Annotated in this window: 6 protein-coding genes; 2 read left to right on the forward strand and 4 right to left on the reverse strand. The window is 35.9% G+C overall.

Annotated features, from left to right (window positions below; genetic code table 11):
• Positions 1–91: 91 nt before the first annotated feature.
• The gene (locus V7112_RS10015; RefSeq protein ID WP_335418519.1) at positions 92–817 is read right to left on the reverse strand and encodes an RluA family pseudouridine synthase; all 726 of its coding nucleotides are present in this window, start codon (positions 815–817) and stop codon (positions 92–94) included.
• 289 nt (positions 818–1106) lie between these two features.
• Here V7112_RS10015 and V7112_RS10020 point away from each other — a divergent pair, with 289 nt between their 5' ends.
• Complete coding sequence (locus V7112_RS10020; RefSeq protein WP_335418522.1) at positions 1107–2288, forward strand: NupC/NupG family nucleoside CNT transporter; 1182 nt, start codon at positions 1107–1109, stop codon at positions 2286–2288.
• Positions 2289–2341: 53 nt separating this feature from the next.
• On the opposite strand, the gene V7112_RS10025 is transcribed toward V7112_RS10020, so the two are convergent.
• Together V7112_RS10025 and V7112_RS10030 are read right to left on the reverse strand one after the other, a co-directional pair.
• Positions 2342–3190, reverse strand: coding sequence for an MBL fold metallo-hydrolase (locus V7112_RS10025; RefSeq protein WP_335418526.1), 849 nt, complete (start codon positions 3188–3190; stop codon positions 2342–2344).
• A 116-nt stretch (positions 3191–3306) separates the two neighbouring features.
• On the reverse strand, positions 3307–3891 hold the full coding sequence (locus V7112_RS10030) for a TetR/AcrR family transcriptional regulator (RefSeq protein WP_335418529.1): 585 nt from the start codon (positions 3889–3891) through the stop codon (positions 3307–3309).
• Between the two features lie 153 nt (positions 3892–4044).
• Between V7112_RS10030 and V7112_RS10035 the strand changes: the two genes are divergently transcribed.
• Positions 4045–4779: an SDR family NAD(P)-dependent oxidoreductase gene (locus tag V7112_RS10035; RefSeq protein ID WP_335418533.1), complete on the forward strand. Its 735-nt coding sequence runs from the start codon at positions 4045–4047 to the stop codon at positions 4777–4779.
• 132 nt (positions 4780–4911) lie between these two features.
• Here V7112_RS10035 and V7112_RS10040 read toward each other — a convergent pair whose 3' ends face one another.
• Positions 4912–6180 carry an OFA family MFS transporter gene (locus V7112_RS10040; RefSeq protein ID WP_335418537.1) on the reverse strand — a complete coding sequence of 423 codons (1269 nt, stop codon included), beginning with the start codon at positions 6178–6180 and terminating at the stop codon, positions 4912–4914.
• Positions 6181–6272: the final 92 nt, after the last annotated feature.

Below are 6272 nucleotides of genomic sequence, written 5' to 3' on the forward strand. Positions count from 1 at the left end.
TGCCTATCTGTTCCAAATAGAATCGAGGAATGGTTATTATTTTCGGCTCAAAGTACCTATTAAAAGAAGAATGAAAGAAACTCTAATCATATCAAGAAAAGGCATGACTTCTAGTAGATTTGAAGTTTTCACTTCTGTCTGCAGCAATTGACCATACATCCCAAGGATAAAGACTAGGTGGTAATGAACTAACCCCCAATGGTTCTTTCCTAATCGGATGCTCAAAAGAAAGTGAATGAGCCCAGAGTGCGAGTTGTTGTCCAGCTCTATTAAGATGAACTCCATATTTTTGATCTCCAAAAATGGGGGTACCCATTGCTGACAACTGTACTCGAATTTGATGAGGTCTCCCCGTGTGAAGATTCACAGAAAGTAGGCTTAATCCTTTTTTCGATTTTATAACCTCGTAATCTAGCACTGCTTTTTTTCCTTTGGGATGATTAGAAGAGACAACAGAAACCTTGTTTTTCTGATTATCCTTATGAAGATAATGCACTAGTTGTCCCCTTTTCTTGTTCGGTGTTCCGTGAACAACCGCTAAATAATTACGTTCTATCACATGTCTCCGAATCATATCCGATAATCTTGAAGCGGCTTTAGATGTTTTTGCGAACACCATGGCGCCTCCTACTGGCCGGTCTAAGCGATGTACAAGTCCCAAATAAACATTACCAGGCTTTTGATAGCGTATTTTTAGATCATTTTTTAACATCGTTAATAAATCAAGGTCTCCACTACTATTTGCTTGTACGGGAACATTTATTGGCTTTTCTACCAAAAGTAGATGATTATCCTCATACAAAATAGGAATCTTCATAGAAAACTCTTCTCCTTAAGGCATATTGCCATCTATCATACCATCTTTTTAAGAAATATTCGCCAATTGCCTTTCATCCCTTGTTAATGTTATTCTATGCTTTCAGTTATTGTGATAACCGTGCTATATTTGTTCCATCATTTTAAGTCTCTAAAAAAAACGATGTCTGGGTTCTTTTTCTAAAATGTGGGCAAAATATCCATTGCAATCATAAATAGAACAGGTTGCATGCGATCGGTAACGATACTGGAAGCATATACATCATGTTTAAATTCATCAGGAGGTCCATATGCATTATGCTATTTCAATTTTAGGTATTCTTGTTGTATTGTTTTTGGCTTGGTTGGCAAGCTCTAATCGGAAAAAGGTAAAACTTAAACCAATCATCTTGATGCTTGTCATTCAAATTATTTTAGCGATATTCCTACTAAATACGGAATTTGGTCTCATCATCATCACGGGAATTTCTGCTATATTTAACATGCTTTTAGAGTATGCAAACGAAGGAATTTCCTTTGTTTTTGGCGGTATGGCAAATAATGGAGAAGCTCCATTCTTTTTAAATGTATTGTTACCAATCATCTTTATTTCTGTATTAATTGGAATTCTTCAATACCTAAAAATTTTGCCGTTCCTCATGAAGGGAATTGGATGGCTATTAAGTAAAGTGAATGGGATGGGTAAACTTGAATCATATAACGCAGTTGCTTCGTTGATGGTCGGCCAATCTGAGGTCTTCATCACGTTAAAAAAACAACTAGGCCTTCTTTCAAGGCAGCGGTTGTATACTCTGTGTGCTTCTGCGATGTCGACTGTATCCATATCCATAGTTGGCGCATATATGACGATGCTTGAACCAAAATATGTTGTCACGGCTTTGGCTTTAAATTTATTTGGCGGTTTTATCATAGCTTCTGTTATTAATCCGTACGAGTTAAATCAAAATGAAGATCTATTAGAAATACAGGAGAATAGAAGGCAATCCTTTTTTGAAATGCTCGGGGAGTATATCCTAGATGGTTTTAAGGTGGCAGTGATTGTCGGCGCCATGTTGATTGGGTTCATTGCTTTAATGGCCGCAATCAATCACGTGTTTGAACTTATTTTTACCATTTCCTTTCAGCAGTTACTAGGTTATCTTTTTTCCCCAATTGCACTCCTTATGGGGATTCCTTTATCAGAAGCAGTTAATGCCGGGGGGATTATGGCAACTAAACTGGTGACGAATGAATTTGTCGCAATGATGGACTTATCCGGGGGCAATCATGACTTTAGTTCCCGTACACTTGGGATTCTTTCTGTGTTCCTAGTTTCCTTTGCCAACTTCTCATCCATCGGCATTATTACCGGGGCAGTCAAAAGTCTGAATGAAGAACAAGGGAATGTCGTCGCAAGCTTTGGGTTAAAGCTATTATATGGCGCCACGCTTGTAAGCATTCTTTCAGGTATTATCGTTAGTTTAGTTCTATAAAAGGTAGAACCCACTACTTAAATAGTGGGTTTTTTTCATTACATTCAGATGTCTTAATAACCGTTAACAAAGTTGTTAATTGTCTCCATTTCATCTTCTGTCAATTCCCTTTTTACGTGCTTTTTATATTCCTCTACCATTTTCTGTTTATCTCCACCACAAATTTCTGTATACTTAGCAACAACTCTAATCTTAGCTACTTCTTGATTAAATTCTTCTTTTGAAATCGGCCTCTGATGCGAAGGGATATATGTATCTGCATCAAATCGTTCTAGTTCATCTAATAGTCGCAGTGTTTCTTTAATGGTATAGTTTTCTTTTTCAGAATACATATTTGGATAAATACAGTCTCCTAGAAAAAGAATCTTTTCTTCTTTGATATACACGATCACTGAATCGGCAGCGTGATCTCCCCCAACATGTTGAACGATACAGGTTACCCCACCGAGGTCAATTTCTATTCGTTTTTCAAAGGTTAAATCTGGCAAGACAATCTTGATATCCCTGTGATCCGTATATTCATTCTTAATAGCCTTCGCGCAAAATTCAATTTCTGTTCCTTCTTTCACACGTTCATCTATTGCTTCGTCTGACCATGAAAGCGGAATGAGCTTTTCCATTTCTTTTTTTGTTTCATGAGAAGCAATTGAAACTGTATGTGGCAATGCGTAAAGACCAAAGATATGATCCCAATGCCAATGAGTAAGAACAACCATATCAGGATGTGGGACCTTACCTTTTAAGGTCTCATTCATGAAATAATTTGCATGGTCTTCTGAGTTGCCGGCATCAATCATTAATGTCTTGTTTTGACCAACTACCATTCCTAAAATGGGCCGATCCGTCTCCGATATTGGAGTGATATACCAAAAACTCTTCCCTATTTTGTTAATTGAGTGCATAACGGGTTACCTCCTTTCCTTTATCCTATCTTTCGTCAAATTGTGGTTGTTTACTCTCTAGAGGTGCATTCCAAAAAACAACCTTCCTTACTAAATATACGGTACACCCTAGTACTTCACATCTTATGTAAATCGATTACTTGAGTATTAGAAAAGATAGTAAGTTGTTCCATCATAAACTCTGCAGAAAATTTGAATTTACCTTGAATCCAATAAAAAATTAATCCTAAAGTGGCATTGGTTTGATAATGTAAGAACATTTCATAATTTATCTCACCCATCGTGGACTTCATCTCTATAAAAACCTCACTGGAAAAGATCCGATAAAACAACGACTCTAAACGCTTTTTAAAATCTGAATGACTAGTATACAATGCATAAAATATTCGTTTGTTCTTTTCAATATATTCAAATATTTTTACTGTCGTAGGTGCTAAAGAATTTACATTAATCCTATTGTTATTTTCAAATGGAAATAGGATGGCTTCTCTTAATCCCTCTAACAATTCGCATAAAGCTTCTTCTAGAAACTCCTCTTTATTTGAATAGTGGGCATAGAATGTGGCTCTATTTAAATCTGCATATTGTGCAATCATGGATACTGTAATCTCATGTTCCGGGTATTGTTCAATTAAATTTATATAAGCATTTTTCAAAGAATGTTTTGTCTTTTTAATTCTTCTATCTATTTTAATTTCCATAAGTCTAGCTCCTATTAAAAATATAATCAACAATAGTAGTATAACTGTTGTTTAAACTTCATTTAAAGTAATTGTGTTTACCTAGTTTTTCCTAATGAATGTTACATTGAAGATGCAGATATTTTTAACATAAGTAAAGAGGAGGAATATGTTATGAAACTAGAAAACAAAATAGCTGTAGTAACTGGAGCAGCCTCTGGTATCGGTTATGGAATTGTAGAGAAATTTGTTAAAGAAGGCGCAAAGGTTGTTGCTGGGGATATAACAGATACTATATTTGATCTTGAAAGAACTTTTGGTGAAAATGTAAAAGCTGTAAAAGTAGACGTCTCAAAAGAAGCAGACGTAAAAAATCTGATTGAAACAGCAGTAAACACTTTTGGCAAACTAGATATTTTATGTAACAATGCTGGAATTATTGGAGCTTATGCAAACATAGATGAATATACGGAAGAGCAATGGAATCGAGTAATTAGCATTAACGTAAACGGACCATTCTTCGGAATAAAACATGCGGTTCCTTATATGAAACAAAACGGTGGCGGTGCCATTGTAAATACAGTTTCTATTTCATCTCGACATGCCACTCCTGGTTCTCCAGCCTACGTTGCTTCAAAAGGGGCGGTTTTAATGTTAACTCGCCAAGCTGGTCACGACTATGCTCGTGATAACATTCGTGTAAATGGAATCTCTCCAGGTGTGGTTAATACTGGTATTTTGAAAGACGTTGACGATGACATGCTAAGTGTATATTCAGAAGCAATTCCGATGGGAAGAATTGGTGAACCATCTGAGCTTGCAAATGTCGTTTGTTTCTTAGCATCTGACGAGGCTTCTTATGTCACTGGTCAGACTTACATTGTAGATGGCGGTAAAGATACAATTTAACCTTTTACAATAAAAAGCTTATCAAATAAAAAAATCTCCTAAATTGCCACTATTTATACTGAACGGCAACATTTAGGAGTTTTTTTTAATTCGGCTCACTGCATTTCTTTTTTACTTATATTTAATAAGTACTTAACCTGCTACTCTTTCCACTGTCCTATTTAATTCTTCACTTTCCAAGTTTACTTTATCAGGTCTAACAACGAAGATACTAATTAAAGTCGCAATCACGAAGAAAGTCATAATGACATATAACACCATGTCATAGGATTGTGTCTTTTCAAGAACAAATGCACTTAGCTGATTACCTGTCAGTCCTGCCATTGCCCAAGCAGATAAGGCTAATCCATGTACAGTAGAAACACTATCTAAACCAAAGCGGTCAGATAAAAGTGGTGGTATAGATGAAAATCCTCCACCGTAGCCTGCGTTTACGACGCAAAGTAAGGTAATTATAAGGAGCGTAATAGAGTTATTAATACCATCAAACACTATTGTTAATAAAATGGCTGTAATAGATGAAATAAAAATAATTTTATAAATTGTGTTACGGTCTTTTAATCGATCAGCCCATGAGGAGAAAACAATTCGGCCGCCTGCATTAAAAATAGCTGTTAATGAGCTAACCAAACCAATTGCCCCAAATCCAATGAATGCTAAAATGCCTTTTTCCTGTGAAATTAAAGCTAATCCACATGTAATATTGATATAGAACATGAACCAAATACCGATAAATGTTTTATTCGTCAATACCTTTCGATAACTAAAGCTTTGGGTTTTTTCGCTTTTTTCAACATATCCAGCTGGTTTCTTTAAAGCTAAGTGCCCAATAACCATCATCACCAAATAAACACCCGCTAGAATAAAAAACATTGTAAATATATTTGTGGGATTTACTAAGAGCCCCTCATTGTTTCTTTCTCCGAGCAGTTTTACCATTAAAGGACTTGCAATGACCTTCGCTAAGCCAAAACCTGCAACAGCAAGGCCTGTCGCCAACCCTTTTTGCTTCTCAAACCAAAGCATTAATGTTTTTACTGGTGTTAAATAACCAATCCCAAGTCCAATCCCCATCACAATTCCATAAGAAACATAAATACCTATCAAGGACTTTTGATAAATAAAGAAACCTGTTCCAGCCATCCCAGCTACAAAAAAGATTGCCGAAACTAAAGACGATTTATGAATGTCTTTTTCAACAAGTTTTCCTCCAAACGCTGCAGACATTCCAAGTACAAAAATGGCTATACTAAATGCCCATTCCACTTCACCGACTGGCTTCCCAATGTAAGAGGCAATATCGCCCTTAAATAATGACCAACAGTACACTGTACCAATACTACAGTGAATCAATAATGCTGGAAGTACAGCACGAATCCACTTGTTTTCAAAATTCCCCATAATATACCCCTTTCACCACCATTTAGCTCAAAATTAAATCACGAACATTTTTATTAAACATTAATAATTAGTTCGAATTTAATTTAAAAAAC

Source organism: Bacillus sp. JJ1566, from assembly GCF_036962685.1.
Taxonomy (GTDB): domain Bacteria; phylum Bacillota; class Bacilli; order Bacillales; family Bacillaceae_L; genus Ferdinandcohnia.

Bases quoted from the DNA above. Each gene is read 5' to 3' on its own strand.
- V7112_RS10040 (WP_335418537.1), bottom strand. From the start codon at position 6,180: ATGGGGAATTTTGAAAACAAGTGGATTCGTGCTGTACTTCCAGCATTA.
- V7112_RS10030 (WP_335418529.1), bottom strand. From the start codon at position 3,891: ATGGAAATTAAAATAGATAGAAGAATTAAAAAGACAAAACATTCTTTG.
- V7112_RS10035 (WP_335418533.1), top strand. From the start codon at position 4,045: ATGAAACTAGAAAACAAAATAGCTGTAGTAACTGGAGCAGCCTCTGGT.
- V7112_RS10020 (WP_335418522.1), top strand. From the start codon at position 1,107: ATGCATTATGCTATTTCAATTTTAGGTATTCTTGTTGTATTGTTTTTG.
- V7112_RS10015 (WP_335418519.1), bottom strand. From the start codon at position 817: ATGAAGATTCCTATTTTGTATGAGGATAATCATCTACTTTTGGTAGAA.
- V7112_RS10025 (WP_335418526.1), bottom strand. From the start codon at position 3,190: ATGCACTCAATTAACAAAATAGGGAAGAGTTTTTGGTATATCACTCCA.